The sequence below is a fragment of the Geothrix campi genome, from assembly GCF_024609265.1.
GTDB classification, from domain to species: domain Bacteria; phylum Acidobacteriota; class Holophagae; order Holophagales; family Holophagaceae; genus Geothrix; species Geothrix campi.
On record NZ_JANHMP010000002.1, the window covers coordinates 535,624 to 560,190 of the forward strand.

Genomic DNA, 24,567 nt, shown 5'->3' on the forward strand with positions numbered 1-24,567 from the left:
GAACCTTCAGATCTGCCCGGCCCCCGCCAGTTCCTGGATGCGCGCCAGACCGCTGTCGAGCTGGCCCTGGAGGAGCTTCTCGGCGCCCATCATGGCCATCATCATGGGGATGTCGGCTTCATCCACCAGGCGCAGGGTGCAGCCTTCGCCGGCGGGAGCGATCTCGAAGCGCAGCTCGTGATCGAACATCTTCCGGGTGCCGGGCACCAGCACCACCCGCTGGCCGGGCACACGCTCCTTCACCACCAGCTCCTGGGGCATTTTCATGCCCATGACTTCGATGACGTAGCTGTGCTTGTCGGCGTCGCCCTGGAAGTTCATGGCGGCAGGCTCGAGGAAGGCCCGGTGCTTCGATAGGTCCGAGAGGAAGGCGTACAGCGCCTCGGCGGAGACGGGCAGCGAGGCCGAGGCGGTCTTGATCGTGGTCATGGGGGCTCCGGAGACGAAGGATCCATCGAACCACGAAGCGGGCGGGGCCGCGAGGCCTTACCTCCGGGCAGGAGGGTTCACCGGGCGTACACCCGTTCGCCGAAGAACGCGGTGCCGATGCGGATCTGGTCCGAGCCGGCGGCGATGGCGGCCTCCAAATCGGCGCTCATACCCATGCTGAGGCGCAGGGGGCATCCCAGGTCCTGCTGGAGCCGGTCCCGCAGGGCCGCCAGCTGCGCGAAGGCGCCCTCATCCTCGGGCGGCGGGATGGCCATGAGCCCGCGAAGGGGCAGGCGGGGATCGTCGCCGAGGGCCGCGATCAACGCGGGCAGATCCGCCTCGGCGCAGCCGCCGAGCTTGGTGGCCTCGTCCCAGAGATCGACCTGGATCCAGACGGGGCGCACCACAGCCAGCTCCTCCGCGAGGCGCCGGAGGCGTTCTGCCAGGTCCAGGCGATCCAGGCTCTGGATCTCCGCGAAGTGCTGGAGGGCGGACTTGGCCTTGTTGCGCTGGAGTGGGCCGAGGAGGACGAAGGCCAAGTCTGGGAACGCCGCGGCTTTGTCGGCGCCTTCCTGCACGTAGTTTTCGCCGAAACGCGTGAAACCGAGAGCGGCAGCCTCCTGGATCAGCGTCAGGGGCTGCTTCTTCGACACCGGCAGCAACTCGACGCCTTCCGGGTCACGATTCGCGGCCTCACAGGCCCGGACGATGCGGGTCCGCAGGCCCTCGATCCGATCGGTCAGGCTCACGGCAGGAAGAGGATCCGCTGGCAGGATTCGCAAGCCACGGCATCCTTGGCTTCCTTCAGCTGGAAGAGGAAGGGGCCGCGCAGCTTCACGTGGCATCCCGAGCAGGCGCCGTTCTCCACGGGCACCACCACGCGGCCCTGGCGGGCGCCGGCGAGCCGATGGAAGCGCGTCACTTCAGGCACGGCGAGCTTGGCTTCCAGCTGGGCCTGTTTGGCCTTCAGCTTCTTCCGTCCTTCCACCTGGTTGGCATGCTCATCCAGGAAGACGGCGTGGAGTTCATCGAACTGGGCCTTGAGGGTGAGGCGCTCGGCTTCGAGTGCCGCCAGGGCCTGTTCGAGGGCCAGAGCCTCTGTTTCCAGGGCCTTCAGGGGCCGGGCAATCTGCGCCCGCATGCGCTCCTTCTCGTCGAGCTCGCGGATGGCGGAGGTGTACTGCACCTTCTGGCTGGTGGTCTTCACAGCGGCGCGGGCGCGGTCTTCATCCTTCAGGGCCTGGACCAGTTCCTTGGATTTAATCTGGATGTAGTTGCGAGCCGTATCCAGGGCCTTGGTCTTGTCCGCGGTCTGCTTCTCGATGGCCTTGAGCCGGGCATCCAGAGCCGCCAGATCCGGGGGCAGGGCCGACAGGTCTCGCTCAATGGTCCGAAGGTAGTCCAGTGTGGCTTGCAGGTCGCGCAGGATGGCAAGGTGTTCCATGAAATTAAGGGTACACCCGCGAAGGGGTGGCGGCTCGAGATTGAATATCTGACATTATGAAGAAGAAAATATGAATCAATTACACTAAAATATTGGAAGATCTTGAAAGATCCTGCTTGACCGGGTTGGGGGTGGGTGACAGACTTGGCACTCGCTGTGGCTGAGTGCTAACAGCTTCCTTCGTTCCTTTTCACTTCTTTCCAAGGAGGTCCCATGGCCATCAAGCCTCTTTCCGACCGTGTCGTGCTGAAGCGCGTCGACGCCGCCGAGACCGTCAAGGGCGGCATCATCATCCCCGACACCGCCAAGGAGAAGCCCATGGAGGCTGAAGTGGTGGCTGTCGGTGAAGGCAAGATCAACGAGAACGGCACCCGCAATCCCATGTCCGTGAAGGCCGGCCAGAAGGTGCTGATCGGCAAGTACAGCGGCACCGAAGTGCGGATCGACAACGTGGACCACGTCATCGTGCGCGAAGACGAAATCCTCGCCATCGTCAGCTAACGACTCAGAGACCAAGGAGACATACATGGCCAAGTCCATCATTTATGCCGAAGATGCCCGCCAGGCGATCCTGCGCGGTGTGAACAAGCTCGCCGACGCAGTGCAGGTCACCCTCGGCCCCAAAGGCCGCAACGTCCTCATCGAGAAGAAGTTCGGCTCTCCCCTCATGACCAAGGACGGCGTCACCGTCGCCAAGGAGATCGAGCTCAAGGACAAGCACGAGAACATGGGCGCCCAGCTGGTGCGTGAGGTCGCGTCCAAGACCTCCGACATCGCCGGTGACGGCACCACCACCGCCACCGTGCTGGCCCGCGCCATCTACCGCGAGGGCATCAAGGCCGTCGTGAGCGGCGCCAACACGATGGAGATCAAGAAGGGCATCGATCTCGCCGTCGAGACCGTCGTGAAGGCCATCGACGAGATCAAGAAGCCCGTCGAGGGCAACGCCATCGCCCAGGTCGGCACCATCTCCGCCAACGGTGATGAGGAGATCGGCAAGATCATCGCGGAAGCCATGGCCAAGGTTGGCAAGGACGGCGTCATCACCGTCGAGGAGGCCAAGGGCCGCGACACCGAGCTGACCGTGGTCGAGGGCATGCAGTTCGACCGTGGCTACCTCAGCCCTTACTTCGTGACCAACCCCGATCAGATGAAGGTCGAGCTGGAGAATCCCTACATTCTCGCCTACGAGAAGAAGGTCTCCAACATGCGTGACCTCCTGCCCCTGCTGGAGCAGGTCGTCAACAGCCGCCGCCCCCTGCTGATCATCGCCGAGGACGTGGACGGCGAGGCGCTGGCCACCCTCGTGGTGAACAAGATCCGCGGCACCCTGAACGTGGCCGCCGTGAAGGCCCCCGGCTTCGGCGACCGCCGCAAGGCCATGCTGGAAGACATCGCCACCCTGACCGGCGGCAAGGCCATCAGCGAGGATCTGGGCCTCAAGCTTGAGAACCTCACGCTGGCCGACCTCGGCAGCGCCAAGAAGATCGTCATCGACAAGGAGAACACCACCATCGTCGAGGGCGCCGGCGCCACCGAGGCGATCCAGGGCCGCGTGAAGCAGATCCGCGCCCAGGTGGAGACCTCCACCAGCGACTACGACAAGGAGAAGCTGCAGGAGCGTCTGGCCAAGCTCGTGGGTGGCGTCGCCGTCATCAAGGTGGGCGCGGCCTCTGAAACCGAGATGAAGGAGAAGAAGGCGCGCGTGGAAGACGCCATGCATGCCACCAAGGCCGCTGTCGAGGATGGCATCGTGGCTGGCGGCGGCGTCGCGCTGCTCCGCAGCCTGACCAAGCTCGCCGAGCTGAAGGTCACTGGCGACCAGGCCACCGGCGTGGACATCGTCCGCAAGTCCCTGGAGGAGCCTCTCCGCCAGATCGCCAACAATGCCGGCGTCGAAGGTTCCGTGGTTGTGAACACCGTCCGCGAGAGCAAGGGCAACCACGGCTACAACGCGGCCACCAACGAGTACGGCGATATGGTGAAGTTCGGCGTGGTCGATCCTGCCAAGGTGACCAAGTCCGCCCTGCGCAACGCTGCCTCCGTGGCCGCGATGATGCTGACCACCGAAGCCATCATCACCGAGCTCCCTGAGCCCAAGTCCGCGGCCCCCGCGGGCCCCGGCATGGGCGGCATGGAAGACATGTATTAATCATCCGCGACTTGCGGTTTGTGGAAAGGCCCCGCGTTTGCGGGGCCTTTTTTTGTAATGCGCTGGAGGGGAGAGCTTGGTCGTGCATCTCTGACGGTCGTGATTCGCTCCCTGTGGGGCCCCGCTTCGCAGGCTCCGCCGGAGCCTGCTGCGCGACCCACATGGTCGCGACATGGGCGGCATGGAAGACATGTATTAATCAGCCGCGACTTGCGGTTCATGGAAAGGCCCCGCGGTTGCGGGGCCTTTTCTCTTTGTGCCTGGCCGCGTGGGTGTGCCGCAATGAGAAGACTTATATTTCCAGAAAGCACACTCACGAAGTGATAAAAACCCACCTGCACGGGGGTTGAGACGCGGAGAAAAAAAACTACCTGGGTCCGACAGGACAAGCCGGGGCAAGGACAGGCCTAACCCGCGTCGTTTCTGGGAAGTGTCTCGTACAAGCGAGGCCTTTTCCTTATATGCGACAACATAGTCATTTTTAATTCACACCAATGGGTTGACTATGGAATCAGTCGGGCGGATGCTTCCTGTCGAACCCCCCGGGAATACCTCCCGGGGACCTTGAAAAGGTAGGGGAACCCATGGGCATGGGCCTTCTCTTCGACGCCACGCGCTGCATCGGTTGCGGCGCCTGTAGCTCCGCATGCAAGGAGCAGAACAAGCTACCAGGCAAGGTAGAGGAGGTGTTGACGGCCTATACCTGGACCACAGTCCAGGAGAGGGAAGGCCTCAATGTCCGCCGCCTCTGCATGCATTGCGAGGTGCCGACCTGCGCTTCCGTCTGTCCAGTGGGCGCGCTCAAGAAGACGCCCGAAGGGCCGGTGGTCTATGATGCCGAGCGTTGCATGGGCTGCCGCTACTGCATGATGGCCTGCCCCTTCGAGATCCCGAAGTACCAGTGGGACCGGCCCGTGCCCGTGGTCGGCAAGTGCATCCTCTGTGCAGGTCGCATCAAGGAGGGGCAGCCGACCGCCTGCGCCGCGGCCTGCCCGGCCGAGGCCACGATCTTCGGGAAGAAGGAGGACCTGATCTGGGAGGCCCGAACCCGCATCCGGCAGAAGCCTGGCGCCTATGTGGACCACATCTACGGGCTCACCGAGGCCGGTGGCACCTCAGTCCTGATGATCTCCAATGTGCCCTTCGACAAGCTGGGCCTGAAGACCAATCTGCCTGGGGAACCCCCGGCGATGAAGACCTGGCAGGTGTTGTCCAACATTCCCGACTTCGTCGCGGTATGGGCCGTCTTCCTCTACGGCGTTCACTGGATCACCGCTCGGCGGGAGGTGGTAGCCAAGGCCGGAGCCAGTGGCGGTCATGGACAAGCTAACGGACGGGAGGACCGGTCATGAACACCCTTGCTACGCTCGCTCCCCGCCGGTTCCGTCCCGGTTTCTGGACCGCGGTATTCGCCGTCCTCTTCCTGGCTTTCTGCGCCGTGACCGTCTTCCGCTACACCAAGGGCCTGGGCGCGGTCACCAATCTGAGTGACCAGTTCCCCTGGGGCCTCTGGATCGGCTTCGACCTGCTCTGCGGGGTCGGCCTGGCCGCCGGTGCGTTCACCCTCACCGCAGTGGTGCACCTCTTCAACCTCAAGCGCTTCGAGCCCATCGTTCGCCCCACGATCCTCACCGGGTTCCTGGGCTACGCCTTCGTGATCGTGGCGCTACTGCTGGATCTGGGCCAACCCTGGCGCATCTGGCACGCCATCGTCTACTGGAACACGCACTCCGTCATGTTCGAGGTGGCCTGGTGCGTGATGCTCTACACCACGGTGCTGGCGGTGGAGTTCGCCCCGGTGGTCCTTGAGCGGTTCGGGTTCCACGCCCCGGCGCGGCTCATCCACCAGCTCATCACCCCCCTGGTCATCCTCGGCGTGATCCTCTCGACCTTGCATCAATCCTCGCTGGGATCCCTCTACCTCATCGTTCCCAGCAAGCTCCATCCGCTTTGGTACTCCCCGATGCTGCCGCTGCACTTCTACATTTCCGCCATCGGGGCGGGCATCGGCATGATCATCCTCGAGTCCTACCTCAGCAAGCGGGCCTTCCATCACCACCTTGAGATGGACCTCCTGGAGCCCTTGGCCCGCGGCATGGTGGTGGCCCTCGGCATCTATGGCCTCATGCGCCTGCAAGGGATCGCCCGCAACCACGCCTTCGGGACTCTCGGCAGCTACGAAGGCCGGATGTTCCTTGTGGAGTTCATGCTCGGCGTGGTGTTGCCTGTGGTCCTGATGTCCTTCCGGAAGCTGCGCACCAACCAGGACTGGCTGGTGGGCGGTGCTTTCCTGGCGGTGCTCGGCTTCGTCATGAACCGACTGAACGTCAGCATCACGGGCATGGAGGCGGCCTCCGGCACGCGGTACCTCCCCTCAGCCATGGAGATCATCGTCTCGCTGGGCTTGGTGGGCACGGGCATGGCGGTCTTCGCCTTCGCGGTGCGGAACTTCTCCATCTTCCCGGAAGGCCCCGTGGCCAGCCGCCCCAAGGAACCGGCAGTAGGAGCCTGAGCCATGCGGACCCGCATCGGCACCCGTCTGATTCTCGGCGCCGGTCTTGCCACCGCGCTGGTCATCGGCGGCATGGCGGTGGTGATCCTCCGGTCGCACACGGCCCAGCTGTTGGCGGAGCGCACACGCAGCGCCGATCAGCTGAGCGAGACGATCAAGAGCGCCACCCATTTCGACATGCTTGAGAACCGCCGCGAGAACCTGCACCGGCAGATTCGTGCCGTGGGAGGGCTCGCGGGGGAGGGCATCCAGAAGGTCCGGGTCTTCAACAAGGAGGGGCGCATCATGTTCTCCTCCGCCGAAGAGGAGATCGGGACCAGCCTGGATATCCGGGGCGAGGCCTGCTACGCCTGCCATGCGGAGGGCCGGCCGCTGGAACGGCTGGGCATCCAGGCCCGGGCCCGGACGTTTCGGACTCCCGACGGAGGCCGGATTCTGGGCCTCATCAATCCCATCCCCAACGAACCCTCCTGCTCCACCGCCGACTGTCACGCCCATAGCTCAAAACAGAGCCTCCTGGGAGTGCTGGATGTGAACATCTCCCTCACTGAAGTGGACCGCGAGATCGCCCACAGCCGGATGTTGATCACGGCCTCCGCCGTCCTGGCCATCCTGGCGGGCAGCCTGATCCTCTGGTGGCTCAACCGGCGGCTGGTGGTCCGGCCCGTGGCGGCCCTGGTGGCCGGCACCCGGCGGGTGGGCGAAGGGGACCTCGGCACCACCATCCCAGTGAGTGGAAACCACGAATTGAGCGAACTGGCGGGGGCCTTCAACACCATGACCCAGCGCCTGGCTGAAACCCAACGCCAGCTGGCCCAGGCGGACAAGCTGGCCTCGGTGGGCCGCCTGGCGGCAGGGGTCGCTCATGAAATCAACAATCCGCTGACGGGCGTGCTCAGCTACGCCTCGCTGCTCCGCAAGCGGATGGAGGGGGATACCGCCGCCTGCGAGGACCTGGACGTGATCGTACGGGAGACGGTGCGTTGCCGCGGAATCATCCGGGGCCTCCTGGACTTCGCCAGGCCCACGCCGCCTGCCCGCAAACCCATGGACCTCAATGAAGTGGTGCGGCGGGCCGTATCCGTCGTCATGACCCAGCTCTCCCTCAACCAGGTGGATCTGTCGCTGGACCTGGCCACGGAGTTGCCCATGGTCCATGCGGACGCCAACCAGATCCAGCAGGTGGCGGTGAACCTGCTGCTGAACGCGGGAGACGCCATCGGCGACGGTGGCGGCACCATCCGCGTCACCACGCGCACCAGGACGGAGGATTCCGTGGAACTGCTGGTCCAGGACAATGGCCGCGGCATCCCGGCGGAAGACCTGCCACGGATCTTCGAGCCGTTCTACACCACCAAGGGCAATCACGGCACGGGCCTCGGCCTTGCTGTCAGCTGGGGGATCGTGGAGGCCCACGGCGGAGCCCTGGAGGTTCGCAGCGATCCCGGCCAGGGCACCTGCTTCACCCTTCGCATTCCCACGTCCGCAGGCAGCGGCCAGATTCCCATTCCCACCACCACCTAGGAGGTTTCCATGACCGCCCTATTGATCATCTTCATGTTCGTCGCCTTCGTGGGCATCGACTTCCTGGTGCGGACGAGCCTCCGTCGCGCGCGGGAAAAGCGTGAGCGCCAGGCCCGGGAAGCCGTGCTGAATACCGCCATCCACCTCGACTTCACCCACGAGGCGAAGAGTCTCAAGCGCGTGGAGGTTCCCAATCCCAAGGCCCGCATCCTGGCGGTGGACGACGAGCCGGTGGTGCTCGACTCCTTCCGCCGAATTCTGGTACTTGAAGGCTTCAGCGTGGATACCGTCGAGCACGGCCCCGAAGCTTTGGGGCTGATTCAGCGGCATGACTACGACTTCCTCTTTACGGACCTCAAGATGCCGGACATGGATGGCGTCGAAGTGGTGAAGGCGGCCAAGCACCTGCGACCGGACGTGGATGTGGTCGTGATCACCGGCTACGGCAGCATCGAGACCGCGGTTCAGACCCTCCAGCACGGCGCCTGCGAATACATCCAGAAGCCGTTCACCGCCGACGAGCTGGCGGACTTCGCGAAGAAGATCCTCATCAAGCGCGAAGCCCGCATCGAGGCCCAGCGGCGGCCCAACGTGCGCGTGGTGGCTCCCGAGATGGCCGAGGTCGTATCCGCCAGCGAGTTCTGCGTGCCCGGCGGCGCCTTCCTGTCCACGGGCCACGCATGGGTGCGGATCGAGCCGGAAGGGCAGGTCCGCGTTGGCATTGACGATTTCGTGCGGAAGGCGCTTGGCACCGTGAAGACCGTGGTGCTGCCGGAGCGCGGGAAGACCTTCCGGCAGGGCGAGACGCTGTTCACCCTGAAGGGGCCCGAGGGAGTCGTGCATGTAGCTGCGCCTCTCAGCGGCCGCATCGAGCACGACAACGCCGGCCTGCTCACGGAACCCGCCGAGCTGATGCACAGCCCCTACGATCGGGGCTGGGTCTGCCTGATGACGCCGAGTGATCTGGCTGGCGAGCTGCCCGCCCTCAAGATCGGTCAGCCCGTCATCGACTGGTACCAGGACGAGATCACCCGCCTGCGGAATCCCGATTCGCCCCAGGTGACTGGGGCCGGCGCCCTGGACTGGTCCATTTTCGAACGGCAGTTCCTGGGCCAGAGCGAGCACGCCAAGGCCTGAGACCCGGGACTTCCTGGAGAGCTTCGAAGCCTAGGCTTCGAAGCTCTCTTTCGCGTGGTAGCTGGAGCGTACCAGGGGGGCGGACTCCACGCGCTGGAAGCCCATTTCGAGGCCTTTCTGGCGGTACATGTCGAACTCGGTGGGTTCCACGAAGCGCTCCAGGGGCAGGTGCAACTCCGAGGGCGGCAGGTACTGTCCGATGGTGGCGATGTCCACCCGGGAGGCCCGCCAGTCGGCCATGAGGGCCAGCACCTGCTCAGGAGTCTCCCCCAGGCCCACCATGATGCCGCTCTTCACGCGCATGGCCGGGGCGTGGGCATCGCGCCACTCCGCCGTCCGGCGCAGCACCGCGAGGCTCTGCAGGTAGTCGGCGTCAGGTCGCACCCGCCGGTAGAGGTGAGGCACCGTTTCGACGTTGTGGTTCAGCACTTCGGGTCGGGCTTCCAGCACCGTGAGCAGCGCCGCCTCGTTGCCGCGGAAATCGGGGATGAGCACTTCAATGCCGCAGTGGGGCGACAACGTGCGGATCCACTGGATGGTCGCGGCGAAGTGCCCTGAACCACCGTCCGGAAGGTCGTCGCGGTTCACGGAGGTGACCACGGCGAACTTCAGACCCAGGCGGGCCACGGCTTCGGCCACGCGCTGGGGTTCGCCGGGATCCAGTTCGCCGGGGCGTCCCTTGCCCACGTTGCAGAAGCCGCAGTGACGCGTGCAGATGTCGCCCATGAGCATGAAGGTGGCCGTGCGGTGCACCCCCCAGCATTCGTGCAGGTTGGGGCAGCGGGCCTCCTCGCAGACCGTCACCAGCCGCTGCTCCCGGATGAGGCCCTCGACCTCCGCCACCACCTCCGGGGCCGGCACGCGGATCTTCAGCCAATCAGGACGGGGACCAGGGAGGACGGGGGGGCGGGCCATGGCCTTCCATTGTCGCCTGCCTCTGCGCCTTGGCCACCGATCAATCGCCAAGCGATGTCTTGAGCGGGTGTTTTGCGTGGCTTTAAAACTTAAAGGAAAACAAAAAAACAATTAGCCACCGGTGAACACAGATAAACACCGATAACTGCATGGGGAAATCAGTTCATCTTTATCGGTGTTCGTCGGTGGTTCGAATTGCGTTTTCGGTGGCGCTGCCCAGACCTGCGCCCCGGCTAGAATGGAGTCATGTCCGATACCCCCATGGAACTCCCCGAATCCGTGGCTGAAGTTCCGCCTGCGCCGGAGGCCCCGAAGACCTTTGAAGCCCCCAAGGGCTTCGAGACCAAGTTCCGCGGCCTGTCGCTGCACCTGTCCGCTTTCGACGGCCCCCTGGATCTCCTGCTGCACCTCATCCATGAGCAGAAGCTGGACCTCCTGAATCTGCCCATGGCGGATGTCACGCGGCAGTACATGGACTACCTCGCGCTCATGGAGGAGCTGAACCTGGAGATCGCGGCGGAGTTCGTGGCGATGGCGGCGCAGCTGCTGCAGATCAAGTCACGGCTCATGCTCCCCCGCCCGCCCCAGGAGACCGGTGAGGAGGATCCACGCGAGGCCCTGGTCCAGCGGCTGCTTGACTACCAGCAGGTGAAGGCCGCGGCCGTGGTACTGTCGGATCGCGAATCCGACTGGCAGAAGATCGCCTTCGCGCCGGGGTTCGATCTGGAGGACCACAAGCGGGTGGAAGACGAACCCATCCGTGCCACCCTCTTCGATCTGCTGGGGGCCTACCGGGAGGCGCTGAAACGACTGCTGCCCCCACCACCGGTCGAGGTCCGGACCCAGCCCAAGACCCTGGAACAGAGGGTGGTGGAGGTGTTGCGCGACCTGCAGGACGGCCTCTGGAAGCCTTTCCAGGGACTGCTGGGCCAAGCCCGCAGCCGCGAGGAGCTGGTGCTCACCTTTCTGGCTTTGCTGGAACTGGTCCGCACGGGCCGCATCTCGCTGGTCCAGGGTGAGGCCTTCGGCGAGATCCGCGTCAAGGCTGCCGAGGCTGCGTGAAAGCAGCGCCGATGCTGATCCGTGCCGCCTACCGCCGGGCCCGCCTGGTGGGGTTCGCCCTCTGCCTGGGCACACCGGCCCTCATCGGTGGTCTGATCCTGTCCGGCCTCGTGCCTCCCGGGGAGCAGCTGCCCGAAGGCACGCTTCTCCAACTCGGCCACATTTTTACCGGCCTGGTCTTCCTGTCGGCCGCGTGGGTGCTTTGGCGCCGGGGATCCGTGCTGAGATCCTTCCAACAAGTCCCTGAGCCTGGCCGGCCGGGAGTGGTGTTGCGGGAGACCCTGCTCTATGCCGCCCTGTTCGAATTGAGCAGCCTTTACGGCCTGATCTACTGGATCCTGGTGGGGAAATACGCGGCACGCCACGTGTTCGGATTCATCCTCTTCTCCCCCCTCCTGTTCCTGGCGCTCGCGCCCCGGCTACACCGTTGGGTGGAGGCGGGAGGGGGATCCGGGGCGGCCTCATGAGCCTGCTGGCCTTATCCTGGGGACTGTTCGAGACCCCGGGGGCGCCCCATGCGTAACCACGAGACCCAGCCAGGCCAGGAAGGCTCCCCGGACCAGACCCAGAAGCTGGTCCTTCCGCTGACGTCCGATGCCCCGCAGCGGACCCAGAAGATCTCGCTCCCGGCCGGAACCGCCGGGCAGACCCAGATGCCGCGCCCGCCCACCGCCTCATCCCGATCCTGGGGCTGGAAGCTGGCTCTGGCCGTCGGGGGCATCCTCGTGCTGGGCGGTGCGGCCCTGCTCCTGTCCTCCCGGGGCCCCGTGGCCCGGCCAGCGAAGGTTCAGCCGGTGGCCCCGGAGGAGGAGATCCCGGGGGCTGCCCGGGCCTATCTGGACCAGGCCAAGGCGGGTGACGCCAATGCCATGCGCATGCTGGGGGCGATGTACTACTACGGCTTGAACGTCCCCCCGAACCACGAGAAAGGCCTCTTCTGGTATCGCAAGGCGGCGGAAGCGGGCAGTGAAGTGGCCCGGGCCGAGCTCAGCCGGCTGGAGGTTGCGGCGAAGTAGCCTCGGCTGGCTCCGGGGCGTTCCGCCAGGCCAGCACCTTCGCGGCGCCCGCTTTGCCGATGGCCTCGGCCAGGGCGCCCTCCTCTGCCGCACGCACCTGGGCGGCGCTGCCAAAGGCTTGGAGCAGCTTCTTCGCCGTGGTCGGGCCGATGCCCGGGATCTGGGTCAGCTCTGTCTGGAGGGTGCGCTTGGCCCTCAGGGCCCGGTGATAGGTGATCGCGAAGCGGTGGGCCTCGTCGCGGGTGCGCTGGAGCAGCTGCAACACGGGCGAGGACTTGGGGATGCGCAGGGGCTCGCTGGAGCCTGGGCGGAACACCAGTTCCTCCTTCTTCGCCAGAGAGCCCAGTTCCAACTGCTCCAGCCCCAGTTCCTTCAGGGCGGCTTCCGCCGCATGGAGTTGTCCCAGTCCACCATCGATGAGCACAAGATCCGGGAACTCCTGGCCTTCGTCCCGCATCCGCTTGTACCGGCGAGTGACGGCTTCGAACATGTTGGCGAAGTCGTCGTTCTGCTCATTGGTCATCTTGAAGCGGCGGTAGCGGGCCTTGTCGGGCAGGCCGTCGCTGAACACCACGCAGCTGGCGACGACCTCGCGGCCCTGCCCGTGGCTGATGTCGAAGCACTCGAGGCGGCGGGGCAGGTGGCTGAGGCCGAGGAAGGCCTGGAGCCCCTCCAGCACGGCCTCGTTCAGCCGTGCCGGCTCGAACTTGCGCTCCAGGGCCAGCCGCGCGTTCTCCTGGGCCATGGCCAGCAGATCGACCTTCTCGCCCTTCTTGGGGATCTGGATCTGGGGACGGGAGCCGCGCATGCCTCCGAGCCAATCCCGGAGCAGATCCGCGTCCTCCGGCTCGATCTCGGCGAGGATGCGGCCGGGCACGGGGTCGGCGTTGTACACGCGCTGGAGCACCTGGGCCAGCACAGCACCGTCGAACGCCTCGATCTCCTCCAGCACGTATTCCTGACGTCCCATCATCCGGCCATCGCGGAGCATGAGGCGGTGGACGCAGGCGCGGCCGTCCAGCACGGCGCTCCCGTAGATATCCATGTCCTCCAGGTTCGGACCGGCGGCCTTCTGCCGCGTGAACCAGGCGTCCACCTGCTGAAGGGCGTCGCGGTGCTGGGCGGCCTGCTCGAAGGCGGCGGCCTCGGCGGCCTTCCACATGGCGGCCTCCAACCTGGCCTTCAGTTCGTCGCGTTTCCCTTCCAGGAAGAGTCGCGCCTCCTTGGCCTGTTCCCGATAGTCCGCCTGGCTCACGGCGGCGATGCAGGGAGCGGTGCACCGGTGCAGCTGGTATTTCAGGCAGGCCCGACCGCGCTTGCCGTCGATCTCGATGTCGCAATCGCGGATCTGGAAGAAGCGGTACACCAGTTCCGCCGTGCGGTAGGCCGTGCTGGCGGGGAAGAACGGCCCGTAGTAGAGGCTGCCGTCCTTCCGCACCTTCCGGGTCACGAACACCTTCGGGAAGGCCTCCTTCCAGGTGAGTTTCACGTAGGGGTAGCTCTTGTCGTCGCGCAGCAGGATGTTGAAGGGCGGCAGGTGCTCGTTGATGAGGTTGTTCTCCAGCACCAGGGCTTCGAGTTCGGTCTCACAGACGATGAACTCCAGGTCCCAGACGCGGGCGACCAGGCGACGGGTCTTGGCGTCGAGGTGCTTGTTCTGGAAGTAGGACTTCACCCGGTTCCGAAGCACCTTGGCCTTGCCGATGTAGAGCAGGTTCCCCTTCTGGTCGCGGTAGAGGTAGCAGCCGGGGCGCAACGGGAGATCCGAGAGTTTCCGCTGGAGGGCGGGAGACTTGTCGATGTTGTTCCGGACGTTGGCCACGACTCAGTGTAGCTGTCGGTGGTCGGCTGGCGGCTATCCGCGGGGCTGGGATTTGGGACAATGGAGGGATGCTGAACCTCGAGACCTTCCCTGTGGGCCCGCTGGGCTGCAACTGTTCGTTGGTGTGGGACCCGGCCACCAGCTTGGGGGTGGTGGTGGATCCGGGCGGGGATGGCGGGAAGATCCGGAAGCGCGTGGAGGTCCTGGGCTTCAAGGTCACGGCGCTGCTGCACACCCACGCCCACTTCGACCACGTGGGCGCCACCCGCGAACTGCAGGACCTCTGGCAGTGCCCCGCCCATCTGCACGGAGACGACACCTTCCTCATCGAAGCCCTGCCGCAGCAGACCGGAATGTTCGGGATGACCGCCATCCCCCAGCCCGACATGACCGCCTTGAACGCCGGAGACCGCCACCTGGGCTTCTCGACGCTGCATACCCCGGGCCACACGCCGGGCTCGTGCTGCTTCCACGGGGCTTTCGCCAAAGGCCAGGTGGTGTTGGCAGGGGATACGCTCTTCCGCGGGGGCGTAGGCCGCACGGACCTCTGGGGCGGGAGCTGGGAACACTTGGAGCAGAGCATCCGGCGAGAACTCTACGTGCTGGATGGCGCCACCCTGGTCATCCCGGGGCATGGCCCCGCCACCACCCTCGGGGAGGAGGCGGAGCACAACCCGTTCGTGCGGAAATAGATCAGCGGCCGAAGCGGAAGACGGCGCTCACCGACAACCAGGTGAGCGAATCCATGCCCAGGCCGTCGGCTCCGGTCTTCTCCACCGAGACACTGTTCAGGTGGCCTTCGAGGCTGAAGACGCGGTTGAAGGTGTAGCCGCCGCCCACGCGGACGCCCATGCGTCCGGACTGGTTGGCCTCCACATCGGGGTAGCCTGCGAGTTCGTAGGTGGCCTTGACCTTGTTGACGTTCAGCCCAACGAGGAAATATCCGCCACGAGAGGGGGATTCCAGGTTGAACACATAGTCGCCCCCAAACTGGGCCACGCTGAACGTGTTCTGCTGGGTGTTGCCGAGGATGGTCTGCTCTTTGCTCGCGAAGCCGTTCACATTGAGGATCAGCCGCAGCTGGTGGTTCGAGGTGAAATTGAAATCCAGGTGGCCCCCGAAGTGCAGGCCGAGGCCTCCGTTGGCCCCGACGTAGTAGCCGGCCTCCTTCTTGTCGGCGAAATCACCGACGGGAAAGTTGAAGCCGGCCTGCAGCCCGCCATTGAGCGTGGGGGACTGGGCCAGGAGGCTGGAGCCAGCCAGAAGGAGCAGGGGCAGGGCGAGGGTTCGCATGGTTCCTCCGAAAGCAAGCGGCGTAAGGATAGCAGAGGTGAAGGTTGCTTTTCGATGGTTACCCGGGGCTCTGCTGGCATGATGGGTGATCCCCCCGGAGGTCCCCAATGCCCGATCTGCTCACCTCATCGTTCGGCTGCTTCGGCCCGATCGCGATCATCCTGATCATCTACTTCCTCGCCTGCCTCAAGGTCGTGAACGAGTACGAGCGGCTGGTGGTCTTCACGCTCGGCAAGGTGGAGGAGAAGCCCAAGGGCCCGGGCCTCTGCTTCGTGTGGCGGCCTTTCCAGACGGCCATCACCGTGAGCCTGCGCACCACGGTGCTGGAAGTCCCCAGCCAGGATGTGATCACCCGCGACAACGTGAGCCTGAAGGTGAGCGCCGTCGTCTACTCGCGGGTGCTGGATCCCAAGCAGGCCATCATCGGCGTCGAGAACTACTACTACGCCACCAGTCAGATCGCGCAGACCACCCTGCGCTCCATCCTGGGCGAGGTGAGTCTGGATGAACTGCTGGCCGACCGCGAAAAGCTCAGCGCCCGCCTGCGGGAGATCATCGACCGCTCCACGGAACCCTGGGGCGTGGAAGTGAGCAGCGTCGAGTTGAAGAGCGTGGACCTGCCCGAGCAGATCCAGCGCGCCATGGGCAAGCAGGCCGAGGCCGAGCGCGAGAAGCGGGCCAAGATCATCGCCGCCGAGGGCGAGCTCATGGCCAGCCAGCAGCTGCTGGAAGCCGCCAACAAGATCAGCCAGAACCCCACAGCCATCCAGATGCGCTACCTGCAGACCCTCACCGAGATCGCCGTGGAGAAGAACAGCACCATCGTCTTCCCGCTGCCCATGGAGATCATGAAGGCCTTCGAGAAGTTCATGGAGAAGTAGGCGGTACCCACTTTCGCCACACAGCGGCCTCCGCCTTCGCCAGGGTGGAGGCCGCGCTGTTCCGGGCCCCATAGGCTTCGGCATCCACGGCCTCCGCGAGCCTCAGCAGGTCCCCCGCCCGCTCGGGCCTCAGGGTTCCCAGCCGCAGCAGCCAGGCCCGGGCCGTCTCGCCGGCCAGCGGGGCCGCCACGCGGTGCGTCCGGGCCAGGAGGGGGCGCAGGGCGCGGATGCTCCCGGGACCCGGCGGCACGGGTCGCCAGAGCTTCCTGGTGCGCCAGGCGATCCAGACCGAGGCCAACAGGGCGAGGCCCCAGGACAGACCGGGCGGCGGCGCCTTCCAGCGCCACTCCCAGCCCTGGATCCGGGCCTGGATCCAGGAAAGCCCGGCCACCTGATCCTGGTCCGAGAACCGCACCACGTGGCGATCCCAGTGATAGCGCAGGGTGTCCAGCCAGCGTGAAAGGACGCCGAGGCCGAGGGGACCTCCCTGCGCATCCTGGCCGGCGGCGGCAGGGGTGGGGTCCGCCACATGCCAGTGGCCCTGGTCCCAGTACTCCACCCAGCTGTGAGCCTGGTCCTGGCTCACGCGAAAGTAGCCGCCCTCGGGGATCCAGGGGCCCAGGCGGAAACCGTTCACCACCCGGGCCGGCACGCCCCGGGCCCGGAGCATCAGGGCCATGGCCGAGGCAAAGTACTCGCAGTGGCCGGCCTGGGTGCGATCCAGGAAATCCTCCAGGGGATTTGCCGCCCGGCCGGACGGGTTGTCCAAGGTGTAGCGGAAGCGATGCAAGGACCGTTCCAGCACACGGGCCAGCTCGGGCGTGGGCAGCAGGTCCGGCGCGAAGCGAAGGCTCCAGCGCCGGGCTGCCTCGTGCTCGGGTCCCAACTCGGTCAATGTTTCGAGCCTGCGGGGGGACAGTGAGGGCTCGGAAGGATCAGGCCCTCCATCGTTCCACGTCACTTCCAGCGGAACAGGGCGAGTCCGGGGGAAGCGCCAGCGGATGCTGCCTCCGCTGCCGCGGCGAAGGGCCAGGTCGGGCGCCAGACTGGAAGTCCCATAGGGCAAGGTCAGAATGCCCTGGGCACTTGGGGAGAACAGGAATTCCGCCCGTTGGGCCCCGGTCCTGCTGCGGGGATCCCGGAAGGCGGTTGGCGTCAGCTCGGAGGTGGTCCAGCGCATCTCCTGGACAGTCTCCAGGGCCACTCCGCGCAGCAGGTCCAGTCCGGTCAACGGGGTTGGACCCCTGTCAGGAGGTGGGGCGATGCGCAGGACGACCTCGGGGTTGGGTTCGATGGGGCCGCCCCCGGCGAGGTCCATCTGATCGCCGAACCCCGCTCGGGCCGCCATGGCGGCGGTTCCCAGAAAGCCCCTGGGCCTAAGGCCGGCATTGAGGCGCGGCAGGATCAGGAAGAAACCCACCCCCAGCACCAGCGTCGCGCCCATCCAGGCGGGAATGCGCCCGAACGGGGGACGGGAAAGGACCCCCCTGCGGAGGCTGGCGGAGGCCTCCCAACTCTGCTGGAGCAGGGCTGCGGCCGCCGAACCCAGCCAGAGCATGGCCCAGAGGAGGAATACCAGATCCGTGGTGCTCACGGCCGTGGTGAGGAAGAGCAGGAAGCCCATGAGTACCAGCTGGCGGCGCTGGGGCAGCTCCCGGGGCAGGATCAGCCTCAGTCCCGCCAGCAGGAAGAGGGTGTGGATGGCCACGGGGAAGATGCCGCGGCCCCGGGCCAGATCCGCCAGGAAGAAGACCAGGGCACCCACCTCCAGCCAGCGGTGATGCCGGCCAAGGTCCCAGCGCAGCACTTCCACCAGGGCCGCAGCCACCAGTGGGAAGGCCATGACGGCCAGTTCCGCAGGCTCATAGATGTCCGTGGAGACGGATGCTCCGAAGGCCACCCAGAGCGGCAGGTGGTCGATCCAGCGCGCCCACCTCACGGCCAGACCCAGCTCCCGAGCGCCGCGGGTCGTGCGGCGCCGGTCACCTCCGGGAGGTTTCCCGGCAGGCCCAGGGCGCTGGCCGCGCCGAGCAGGGCCCAGCTCACCGCCTCCCGCGCACCAGACGGAAAGACCGTATCGTCCTCCAGAGGCAGTGCCAGGCGGGCGCCGAGCTCGGCGCGCAGGCGCCCGTGCAGCGCGCCGCCCCCGCTGACCAGCCCGCGGGTCTCCGCGGCCAGGGGGGTGAGACGGGCCGTCTCCCGGGCCACGGCTTCAGCGCTGAAGGCCGCCAAGGTGGCCAGGCGGTCCGGAAGGGGAATGGATTCCAGCGCCGGGGCCTGTCCCTCAAGCCAGGCCTCGCCGAACACTTCCCGGCCCGTGGATTTGGGTGGTTCCTGCAGAAAATAGGGATGCCGCAGCCACCGTTCCAGCAGATCCGCGTGGACGGTTCCCGTCGCTGCCGCACCGCCGGGATCGAAGGCCAGGCCCAGCCAGCGGTGGGCGGCCAGATCCAGGAGCGACATGCCGGGGCCCGTATCCCAGGCGCGAAGGCGAGTGCCGTCCCAGTAGGCCAGGTTCGCGATACCCCCCAGGTTCAGGGCCAGCCAAGGTTCCGCTCCGCGCAGCCAGCGCTCGGGCAGGGGCACCAGGGGGGCGCCTTGACCGCCCAGAGCCAAGTCGCGGCGGCGGAGATCCCATACCACCGGGCAGCCCAGAGCTTCGGCCAGCACGTAGGGGTCCGCCAGCTGGAGGGTGGCGCCCTCGGCAGGGTGGTGCTGGACGGTCTGGCCGTGAAGAGATGCGAAGTCGGGCTTCAGGCCGAGGTTCGCGCAGAGATCCGCCGCGGCACGGGCGTGGTGATCCCCCAGGCGCCGCTGGAGGATGCACAGCCCGGCTGGATCCAGGCGGTTCGAAGCGGCCGCGAGCACCTCGGCCTTCATGGATTCAGGGTAGGGCGTGGCACGGTGGCCGAGCAGGGCGCGGAAAGGGAGCCCATCGGGGAAGGCGGCGGGATCCACTTCTACCGCCACGACGTCCACCCCATCGGCGCTGGTGCCGGACATGAGGCCCAGCACACGCCAGGGGCGGTCCTCCGGGAGCGGGATGCGGGAACGCATGACGCTGATCATGCCAGCAAGTGCGGTTAGGGCCTGTTTTCAAAATGGATGCGAGCCGCGACGCCGTCCAGCCGCGACCATGGCTAGGCGACGGCCGAAGGGCGATGCGGGACATCGTTCGAGGTCGCCAACGCAGCCAGGGTTGCGGCTGGGCGACGTCCCGGAGGGCAAGGGGCGGCGCCCGGTGCGATGCTGCGTCAAGCTCCTCATCGATAGTACCGCTATCGCCTTCGTCGCTTTCCTCGCCTCGCTTGGGCGGCGCCCCTTGTGCGGCCACACCCCACTTTGAAAACAGGCCCTGAACGGTTTCGGGGTACCCTTGGAGTTCCCAGGGGGTTCCCCATGTTCTGGATCATTCTCATCGCCGGTATCGTGCTTTTCTTCGTCATGCGCGGGAAGAAGGACCGCCCCGAGCAGCTCGGCGCCTCGCGTCGTGCCCTGCCGACGGGCCCGCTGGAGCCGCACACCTTTCCCTGCCCCTACCCCAAGTGCCCCGCCTGCGGAGCCACCGGCGACAAGATGGTCCAGGATTGGGATGGCCTGCGCGCCGTGAAGTGGACTTGCGGTTATTGCGGCGCCCTGGCGGGCGTGCAGACTCTCAAGGACGAGGAGCTTCCGCCCTCCGCACGGCGGCGCCTGGGCCTGGACGCGCCGATGCAGGGTTCGGTCCCCATGCAGCAGGGCGGCTACGGTCAGCCCGGTGGCGGCATGGGCGGGCTGCTGACCGGCATGATGATCGGCAACATGATGGGTGGTGGCGGCCATCATCACGACGGGCAGAACAACGGCGACGGCTGGGGCGGCGGGTCTTCAGACGGTTCCTCCAGCGATTGGGGAGAGTCCAATTCCGGGTCCAGCGACTGGGGTGATTCCGGCGGGGATTGGTAGATTCAGCGTCACCAGAACAAGGTGATCAGCTCAATTGATCTTGCTTGAGATCAACGAGATAGCCGTACGTCTATGAATAGCGACGTTTGTATCGCTAATAGGCCTATTGGATATTTTCCTTGATATGGACATTCAAATGCCCACTATGAAGCCACTTTCCTTCTGACCTTGGCCATCCCGTGGTGGCCAATCATTTCTGGAGCGGCTGTGGCCTGCCATCGCATGCGTTATCTGACTCTGCTTCTCGCCTCTGGGGCCATCCTGTCCGCCCAGACCACCGGGGCCCTCCAGGGCCGCGTGCTGGATTCCAAGGGGACCCCCGTTCCAGGCGCCCGGGTCGCCGTGACTGGGGCCGGTGTCCAGGGCGAAAGGTCGACACTTACCGATGCCTCAGGCTCGTACCGGATCGGCCTCCTGCCTCCCGGCGTGGTCACGGTGACTGTCACGAAGGAGAGTCTCAATACGGCCAAGGCACAAGTTCAGGTGGGCCTGGACAAGACGGCTACGGTCGAACTGAAGATGGCGTCCGTGGCGTCCGCCGAGGTGGAAGTACTCGGCACCAGCACGGTGGTCGACATGAAGGCCACGACCGCTGGTGGGAACTACACCGCCGAATCCATTTCAAAGCTGAATGTGTCCCGGGATTTCGCCAACATCGCCCTGCTGGCACCTGGCGTCACCACCGAGGGCAGCATGCCCAACGGCAATCAGGGAATGAAGATCTACGGGGCCTCGGGTGCCGAAAACAACTATGTTGTAGATGGCATGAACGCCACGAACGTGGAGTTTGGAACTCAGGGGAAGAAGATCCCCATGGAGTTCATCCAGGAATTCCAGGTGAAGACCGGGGGCTACGAAGCCGAATATGGCAAGGCGCTGGGCGGCATCATCAACGTGATCACGAAGTCCGGTGGCAACGACTTCGCGGGGGATGTGTTTGCCTACTCCGAAGGGGGATTTCTCAAGACTGGGAACAAGCACCAGAATGAAGGCAACCTCTCACAGCCTCTTCTTCTGGAAAACAAGACAACGGAATTGGGCTTTGATGTCGGTGGCCCCATCATCAAGGACAGGCTCTGGTACTTCATCGCATTTGACCGCCGGACGAACAAGCAGACCAATCTGATTCGATCAGCAGATCCCACCGTTGATGGGCTGAAGGCGCCTACCGATTCGACCCGTGATTTGTTCGCCCTGAAACTCACTTGGCATCCTACCGAGGGCCAGAGTTTCATTGCTTCCGTGGTGGGTGATCCCGAAAAGATCACTGGCGCAGTGGTTGCACCCAAGGGCACCCAGGGCACCTGGGATGGTGAGAGGAAGATCGGTGGTACCGACTTCAGCCTTCGTTATGAGATCTCAGGGGACAAGTGGTTTGGGCAGCTGCAGTACAGCCAGCACGAAGAGACAAACTCGACCCTTCCAGGCGCCGGGGCCAACGATATCAAGCTGGTGGACAATACCCTGGGCGGATCCGAGAGTGGCGGTTTTGGGCGCTGGGATGACAAGAAGTTCACCCGCAACAACATCACAGGCTCCATCACTGCGTTCCTGGATTTCTTCGGTTCCCACGAACTCAAGGCTGGTTTCGATCTTCAGAGCGACAAGGCTGACATCCATCGCAGCTACACGGGTGGGCAGCAGGTCACCCTCCTGAACGACGATGGGTTGGGTAATGCGGATTCGAAGATCTATTCCCACTACTGGTGGACCAACGCTGCCGGGACCCTTGGGTTTCCCTATGACCCGGATCCCACCTCGGTTTTCAACGCGCCCAGCATCGTCTTCGCTTCCAAGCCCAAGCACGAGAGCAGGTCTTTCTTCCTTCAGGATAAATGGAGCCCCACTGCCCGGCTGAACATCAACCTGGGTGTCCGTGTGGACAACACGGATGTGAAGGATCAGTTCGGTGTCACCGCCTTCTCCTTGAAGAACGAGTACGCCCCACGTCTGGGGTTCATCTACGACTTCCGCGGCAAAGGCCAGGACAAGGTCTATGGCAGCTTCTCCCGCTACTACGAGCAGGTTCCCCTGGATCTGGTGATCCGCTCCTTCAGCGTGGAACGCAATCCAACCACCTACAACTACAGCGGCACTGGCATGGCGCCAAACGCGACTGCCGAGGCCTTCTTGACTGCCCAGGCCCAGGCCGCCGATCCAACGGCGCCACCGGTTGTCTCGACCATCGTCGGGTCCTATGTCGAGCCGGTGGATAAGAACCTGAAGGGGTCTTACTCGGATGAGATTCTCATCGGGGCCGAGACGACCTTCGACAACCTCTACATCTTTGGCGGCAAGTTCATCCGCCGCTACCTTGGGCGGGCCATTGAGGACGGTCTGGACGTGACTTCCCCCCTGGGTGATTACTTCATCATGAACCCCGGTCAGAGTTCTCCCGCGGGTGTTACCTATCCCCAGGCCATCCGGGACTACAAGGGTTTCGAGTTCACGGCCCAGCGCCGCTTGTCGGACCACTACACCTGGCAGGTCAGCTACCTCTGGAGCGAACTGAAGGGCAACTACGAAGGTGCCTTCCAGGGGATCGGCGGAGCAGACGGGACGGGCCAGCTGGATCCCAACATCAATGCCGCCTTCGACCTTCCCGAGTTCATCGTGAACAGCTACGGACTTCTGAGCGGAGACCGAAAGCACCAATTCAAGGCGAATGGGGCTTACGAGTGGGATTTCGGCCTGACCTTGGGGGCCAACCTGGTCTACCAGAGCGGCACGCCCATAAGCCGGCTGGGCTACCACAGCGGGTATGGCCGGTATGAACTGTTCCTGCTGCCCCGGGGGACCGAGGGGCGCACCCCCGACACCACCCGCCTGGATGTGAACTTGGCCTATGCCCTGAAGCTGACCAACAAGCAGCGCCTCCGTTTTGTTCTCGAGGTCACGAACCTGCTGGATTCCCAGACAACGACCGTGGTCGACCAAAGGTATGACTTCACCCAGGGCGGACCTGTCAATCCGAACTATAAGGGGGGCTTCTACTTCCAGGCGCCACGCTCCGTGCGCCTAGGCATTCGATACAGTTTCTGAAACTCGCGCGGATATAGGCAAAGCGGCTCCTCAGGGGGCCGCTTTGTCGTCGCGCTCTACAACACCTTGGGGACGACGAAGTGCCCCCGGTCCTGCTCAGGCGCGTTGGCCAAAGCCTCCGCCTGGGTGAAGGTGTCGCGCGGTGCGTCATCCCGCCGGGGCAGGGGTTTCCCGAGGCCGGCCAGCATGGGCTCCACGCTATCCAGGTCCAGTTCGTCCAGGCTGGCTGCATGGGTGAGCATGCGGGTCATGGCGACGCGCATGGGTTCGATCTCCTCCTCCCTCAGGCTCAGGTGGGCCAGGGCGGCGCAGCGCAGTACATCCTCGCGGGTGACATCCATCTCAAGCTCCGAGTTTCAGGTCTGCGTCGGCATTCTGGATCCAGGGTTCTGGGTCCGGCGCCAGCAGAGCACCGGCCGCGCCGATCATGGCGCCGTTGTCCGTGCAGAGGCGGGGTTCGGGGATGGCCAGGATGAGTCCTTCGCGGGCCGCCAGTGTCGCCGCGTCGGCCCGCAATCTGGAATTGCAGGCCACCCCGCCGCTGATCACCAGGCTGCGGGCCCCATGTTGCTCCGCCAGCGCCGGGATGGGTTTCAGGAGCCAGGTGGAGATGGCTTCCTGCAGGCTGCGACAGAGGCCCAGTACTTCAGGATCTTCGGATCCCGCCGTGGCCAGGCGCGGATTCCGCTCCACCCGCAGCTTCACGGCTGTCTTCAGGCCGGAGAAGCTCCAGGAGGCCTTGCCATCGCGGAATTTGGGCGGCGTGAAGGGCTCCGCGGCGCGAGCCGCGACCCGGGCGCAGGCATCCACCACCGGGCCGCCAGGATAGCCCAGGTTCAGCATGCGGGCGGTCTTGTCGAAGGCTTCACCCGCGGCATCGTCGCGGGTCTTCTGAAGGAGCTGCAGCGAGGTCCAGTCCTTCGCCAAGTAGAGATGCGTGTGCCCCCCGGACACCAGCAGCACGAGGGCCGGGAAGGGCAGGTCCGGATTGGCGAAGCGGGCGGCGTTGAGGTGTCCCAGCAGGTGGTGGACGCCCACCCAGGGCAGGCCCTCACGCCAGGCTACGGCTTTGCTGGCGCTGAAGGTAGCCAGCAGGCTGCCCACCAGACCGGGGCCACGAGTGACGGCGATGCGGTCGAGGTCCTTCAGCCCAATCCCGGCTTGCGCCAAGGCCCCGGCCATGACCGAGCGGACTTGCAGCAGGTGCTCCCGCGCGGCCAGTTCAGGGACCACACCGCCGAAAGGGCCATGGATGGCATCCTGGCTTTCCCGCACCAGGGAGCGCAGCACGGGGCCTGAGGTCGTCTCCTCCACCACCGCGGCGGAGCAGTCGTCGCAGGAGGATTCCAGGCCGAGGATCAGCATCCGGATAGTGTAACTTGGCACCAGGAGC

23 protein-coding genes are annotated in these 24,567 nt (G+C 65.3%); 13 read left to right on the forward strand and 10 right to left on the reverse strand.

The window, feature by feature from the left end; all coding sequences use genetic code 11:
- Positions 1–6: 6 nt before the first annotated feature.
- The 3 genes from NOV65_RS11590 to NOV65_RS11600 all read right to left on the reverse strand — a co-directional run bounded on the left by NOV65_RS11590 (position 7) and on the right by NOV65_RS11600 (position 1,873).
- Complete coding sequence (locus NOV65_RS11590; RefSeq protein ID WP_257306615.1) at positions 7–429, reverse strand: SRPBCC family protein; 423 nt, start codon at positions 427–429, stop codon at positions 7–9.
- A gap of 77 nt (positions 430–506) precedes the next feature.
- Positions 507–1,178 (reverse strand): YggS family pyridoxal phosphate-dependent enzyme, encoded by a 672-nt coding sequence (locus NOV65_RS11595; RefSeq protein WP_257306616.1) that lies wholly within the window; start codon positions 1,176–1,178, stop codon positions 507–509.
- A complete protein-coding gene (locus tag NOV65_RS11600; RefSeq protein ID WP_257306617.1) occupies positions 1,175–1,873 on the reverse strand; it encodes a zinc ribbon domain-containing protein in 699 nt (232 codons plus the stop codon). Before NOV65_RS11600 ends, NOV65_RS11595 begins: the two co-directional genes overlap by 4 nt.
- 213 nt (positions 1,874–2,086) lie before the next feature.
- On the opposite strand from NOV65_RS11600, the gene NOV65_RS11605 reads away from it, so the two are divergent.
- The 6 genes from NOV65_RS11605 (at position 2,087) to NOV65_RS11630 (ending at position 9,198) form a co-directional block, all read left to right on the forward strand.
- The gene (locus NOV65_RS11605; RefSeq protein WP_257306618.1) at positions 2,087–2,374 is read left to right on the forward strand and encodes a co-chaperone GroES; all 288 of its coding nucleotides are present in this window, start codon (positions 2,087–2,089) and stop codon (positions 2,372–2,374) included.
- A gap of 25 nt (positions 2,375–2,399) precedes the next feature.
- Positions 2,400–4,025, forward strand: a complete 1,626-nt coding sequence (gene groL, locus NOV65_RS11610; protein ID WP_257306619.1) for a chaperonin GroEL — start codon at positions 2,400–2,402, stop codon at positions 4,023–4,025.
- 584 nt (positions 4,026–4,609) lie between these two features.
- Entirely contained in the window at positions 4,610–5,377 is a 768-nt protein-coding gene (locus tag NOV65_RS11615) for a 4Fe-4S dicluster domain-containing protein (RefSeq protein WP_257306620.1), read from the forward strand.
- The gene (nrfD, locus tag NOV65_RS11620; RefSeq protein ID WP_257306621.1) at positions 5,374–6,537 is read left to right on the forward strand and encodes an NrfD/PsrC family molybdoenzyme membrane anchor subunit; all 1,164 of its coding nucleotides are present in this window, start codon (positions 5,374–5,376) and stop codon (positions 6,535–6,537) included. The genes NOV65_RS11615 and nrfD overlap by 4 nt, the downstream gene beginning before the upstream one ends.
- 3 nt (positions 6,538–6,540) lie before the next feature.
- Entirely contained in the window at positions 6,541–8,061 is a 1,521-nt protein-coding gene (locus tag NOV65_RS11625) for a sensor histidine kinase (protein ID WP_257306622.1), read from the forward strand.
- 9 nt (positions 8,062–8,070) lie between these two features.
- The gene (locus tag NOV65_RS11630) at positions 8,071–9,198 is read left to right on the forward strand and encodes a response regulator (RefSeq protein WP_257306623.1); all 1,128 of its coding nucleotides are present in this window, start codon (positions 8,071–8,073) and stop codon (positions 9,196–9,198) included.
- 30 nt (positions 9,199–9,228) lie between these two features.
- On the opposite strand, the gene lipA is transcribed toward NOV65_RS11630, so the two are convergent.
- On the reverse strand, positions 9,229–10,113 hold the full coding sequence (lipA, locus tag NOV65_RS11635) for a lipoyl synthase (protein WP_257306624.1): 885 nt from the start codon (positions 10,111–10,113) through the stop codon (positions 9,229–9,231).
- Positions 10,114–10,359: 246 nt separating this feature from the next.
- Between lipA and NOV65_RS11640 the strand changes: the two genes are divergently transcribed.
- From NOV65_RS11640 to NOV65_RS11650, 3 genes are read left to right on the forward strand one after another with little or no spacing between them, the layout of a single operon-like run.
- The gene (locus NOV65_RS11640; protein ID WP_257306625.1) at positions 10,360–11,175 is read left to right on the forward strand and encodes a segregation and condensation protein A; all 816 of its coding nucleotides are present in this window, start codon (positions 10,360–10,362) and stop codon (positions 11,173–11,175) included.
- A gap of 11 nt (positions 11,176–11,186) precedes the next feature.
- Positions 11,187–11,642, forward strand: coding sequence for a hypothetical protein (locus tag NOV65_RS11645; protein WP_257306626.1), 456 nt, complete (start codon positions 11,187–11,189; stop codon positions 11,640–11,642).
- Between the two features lie 48 nt (positions 11,643–11,690).
- Entirely contained in the window at positions 11,691–12,191 is a 501-nt protein-coding gene (locus tag NOV65_RS11650) for a tetratricopeptide repeat protein (RefSeq protein ID WP_257306627.1), read from the forward strand.
- Here NOV65_RS11650 and uvrC read toward each other — a convergent pair.
- Positions 12,163–14,013: an excinuclease ABC subunit UvrC gene (gene uvrC, locus NOV65_RS11655; protein WP_257306628.1), complete on the reverse strand. Its 1,851-nt coding sequence runs from the start codon at positions 14,011–14,013 to the stop codon at positions 12,163–12,165. The genes NOV65_RS11650 and uvrC overlap by 29 nt on opposite strands.
- 68 nt (positions 14,014–14,081) lie before the next feature.
- On the opposite strand from uvrC, the gene NOV65_RS11660 reads away from it, so the two are divergent.
- Positions 14,082–14,705: an MBL fold metallo-hydrolase gene (locus NOV65_RS11660; RefSeq protein WP_257306629.1), complete on the forward strand. Its 624-nt coding sequence runs from the start codon at positions 14,082–14,084 to the stop codon at positions 14,703–14,705.
- A 1-nt stretch (position 14,706) separates the two neighbouring features.
- Here the strand turns inward: NOV65_RS11660 and NOV65_RS11665 are convergent, their stop codons facing one another.
- Positions 14,707–15,306 carry a hypothetical protein gene (locus NOV65_RS11665; protein WP_257306630.1) on the reverse strand — a complete coding sequence of 200 codons (600 nt, stop codon included), beginning with the start codon at positions 15,304–15,306 and terminating at the stop codon, positions 14,707–14,709.
- Between the two features lie 107 nt (positions 15,307–15,413).
- Between NOV65_RS11665 and NOV65_RS11670 the strand changes: the two genes are divergently transcribed.
- Complete coding sequence (locus NOV65_RS11670) at positions 15,414–16,187, forward strand: slipin family protein (RefSeq protein ID WP_257306631.1); 774 nt, start codon at positions 15,414–15,416, stop codon at positions 16,185–16,187.
- Here the strand turns inward: NOV65_RS11670 and NOV65_RS11675 are convergent.
- Both NOV65_RS11675 and NOV65_RS11680 read right to left on the reverse strand, forming a co-directional pair.
- Positions 16,174–18,126, reverse strand: a complete 1,953-nt coding sequence (locus tag NOV65_RS11675; protein ID WP_257306632.1) for a transglutaminase TgpA family protein — start codon at positions 18,124–18,126, stop codon at positions 16,174–16,176. The two genes, NOV65_RS11670 and NOV65_RS11675, sit on opposite strands and share 14 nt — an antisense overlap.
- Positions 18,123–19,244 (reverse strand): anhydro-N-acetylmuramic acid kinase, encoded by a 1,122-nt coding sequence (locus NOV65_RS11680; RefSeq protein ID WP_257306633.1) that lies wholly within the window; start codon positions 19,242–19,244, stop codon positions 18,123–18,125. The genes NOV65_RS11675 and NOV65_RS11680 overlap by 4 nt, the downstream gene beginning before the upstream one ends.
- 342 nt (positions 19,245–19,586) lie before the next feature.
- On the opposite strand from NOV65_RS11680, the gene NOV65_RS11685 reads away from it, so the two are divergent.
- Complete coding sequence (locus NOV65_RS11685) at positions 19,587–20,132, forward strand: hypothetical protein (RefSeq protein ID WP_257306634.1); 546 nt, start codon at positions 19,587–19,589, stop codon at positions 20,130–20,132.
- A gap of 222 nt (positions 20,133–20,354) precedes the next feature.
- Positions 20,355–23,174, forward strand: a complete 2,820-nt coding sequence (locus tag NOV65_RS11690; RefSeq protein WP_257306635.1) for a TonB-dependent receptor — start codon at positions 20,355–20,357, stop codon at positions 23,172–23,174.
- Positions 23,175–23,230: 56 nt separating this feature from the next.
- On the opposite strand, the gene gatC is transcribed toward NOV65_RS11690, so the two are convergent.
- Together gatC and tsaD are read right to left on the reverse strand one after the other, a co-directional pair.
- A complete protein-coding gene (gatC, locus tag NOV65_RS11695; RefSeq protein ID WP_257306636.1) occupies positions 23,231–23,515 on the reverse strand; it encodes an Asp-tRNA(Asn)/Glu-tRNA(Gln) amidotransferase subunit GatC in 285 nt (94 codons plus the stop codon).
- A 1-nt stretch (position 23,516) separates the two neighbouring features.
- Positions 23,517–24,560, reverse strand: a complete 1,044-nt coding sequence (gene tsaD, locus NOV65_RS11700) for a tRNA (adenosine(37)-N6)-threonylcarbamoyltransferase complex transferase subunit TsaD (protein WP_257306637.1) — start codon at positions 24,558–24,560, stop codon at positions 23,517–23,519.
- Positions 24,561–24,567: the final 7 nt, after the last annotated feature.